The sequence below is a fragment of the Streptomyces sp. NPDC033136 genome, assembly GCF_055578235.1.
In genome coordinates this window covers 1-1,695 of sequence record NZ_JBVIPD010000060.1, presented here as the reverse complement: position 1 = coordinate 1,695, position 1,695 = coordinate 1, and the positions used below count along the sequence as shown (strand labels likewise).

Here is a 1,695-nt window from a genome sequence, read left to right as displayed (position 1 = left end):
AGAAGCCGTTGTCTTACCGGATGTGATCACTGAGTTTCCGCTGTTCAGGCATGGTTCCGGCGTCGTCGTGGGAGCGTTCGGGCGATCAGTTCGTCCTCGACGATGGGGAGGTGGCCGGTGGCGTCGGTGATGGGGTTGCTGGAGGAGCGGGAAGCCGTTGCCCGAGTGCGGGTGGAGGAGCTTCAGGGGGAGGCGGACCGGATCCTGGCCAAACTCGCTGCGGCCGAGGCGGTGTTGGAGCGCCGGGCGATTGCTCGGGCGGAGCTGGCTGAGGCCCTGGCCGCCCCCGGTGAAGCGGCGGATGCGGCCGTGCAGGAGGCGCCGGATCTGGTGGCGGAGGCCAGGGCGGTGAAGGTCCCGGTCGCGGGGTCGATCGTGCCGCACTTCGGGGAGGGGATGACGGTGGAGGCGCTCGCGCCGGATTACCGGCGGATCGTGGAGCTGGTGGAGTCCTCTCCGGAAGCCGGTGAGGGGGTGTCGGCGAAGGAGATCGCGGTTGGGCTGGGCCTGGAGTTGGTGCCGGCGAAGATCGAGGGGGTGCGGTCCAAGGCGAGGCGCCTGGCCGAGCGTGGCTGGCTGGCGGTGTCGCCGTCCGGACGGTTCACGCCGCGGCAGTCCACCCAGGCCGCTCCTGCCGGGCCCGGGAAGCTGTCCGGGCAAGGCGGCGACTCATGAGCATGGCCTGCGAGAAGTAGATGAACGCTTCGCTGGAGGCGGGCAGTGTCTCGAAGTCGCGCACCAGGCGACGCGAGCGCATCAGCCATCCCAGGGTGCGCTCGATCACCCACCTTCTCGGCAGCACCACGAACCCGCTCATGTCGTCACTGCGTTTCACGATCTCCAGCGTGAACTGGAGTTTCTCCTTCGCCCACGTGACGAGCCGGCCGGTATAGCCGCCGTCAGCCCACACCAGCGTGATCTTCCGGAAGCGTGCCCGCAGGCGGGGCAGCATGACACGGGCGGCCTGGCGGTCGGTCACGTGTCCGGCTGTCACCAGCACCATCAAGATGAGGCCGATGCTGTCCGTGATGACATGGCGGCGCCTGCCGTTGATCTTCTTCCCGCCGTCGTAACCGCGTGAGGCGGCGGGCACCGACGCCGCCCCCTTGACCGACTGCGAGTCGATGATCGCCGCCGTCGGCTCCGCCTGACGGCCCCCGGCCTCACGGACCCGTCCGCGCAGCCGGTCGTGGAACTCCTTGACCAGGCCCGCCTTCCGCCACCTGCGAAAGTAGGCATACACGCGGTCCCATGCCGGGTAATCGACGGGCAGAGAACGCCACTTGATCCCGTTGTCGGTGACATAGAAGATCGCGTCCAGCATCTGACGGTGGCAGTAGCCCTCCGGCTGCCCGCCCCGGCCCTCCAGCCAGGCCGGGACCGGCATTGCGTCGCGCACCACCGCCCACTCCTCATCCGTCATGTCCGACGGATATGTCCGCGCCCTGTTCGGGCGGTCGGCCGCGTTCCCGAACCGATGCGCGAGGCAATCGCACGCCGACACGCGGGAGTTGGACGGGAACAGCATCGTCACGCAAGACTGGGACAACAGGGCCTCCTTGCAGTCGAGCCGGCTTCGCAACCCTCGTGCTGCACCGGAGGTCCTGCCTTCATGCGCCCACCCGGCCAAGATCACCCGACCAGGGACCCCGTTCGATCAGAACCGTCCTCATGATCGATAGGCATACGGCTTCT

2 protein-coding genes are annotated in these 1,695 nt (G+C 68.3%); one reads left to right on the top strand and one right to left on the bottom strand.

The genetic code is table 11. The features are described from left to right. Nucleotides 1–117: 117 nt before the first annotated feature. On the top strand, nt 118–675 hold the full coding sequence (locus ACZ5TL_RS39460) for a hypothetical protein (protein WP_468595595.1): 558 nt from the start codon (nt 118–120) through the stop codon (nt 673–675). Here ACZ5TL_RS39460 and ACZ5TL_RS39455 read toward each other — a convergent pair. Then, nucleotides 602–1,636 (bottom strand): IS5 family transposase, encoded by a 1,035-nt coding sequence (locus tag ACZ5TL_RS39455; protein WP_468595594.1) that lies wholly within the window; start codon nt 1,634–1,636, stop codon nt 602–604. The two genes, ACZ5TL_RS39460 and ACZ5TL_RS39455, sit on opposite strands and share 74 nt — an antisense overlap. Nucleotides 1,637–1,695: the final 59 nt, after the last annotated feature.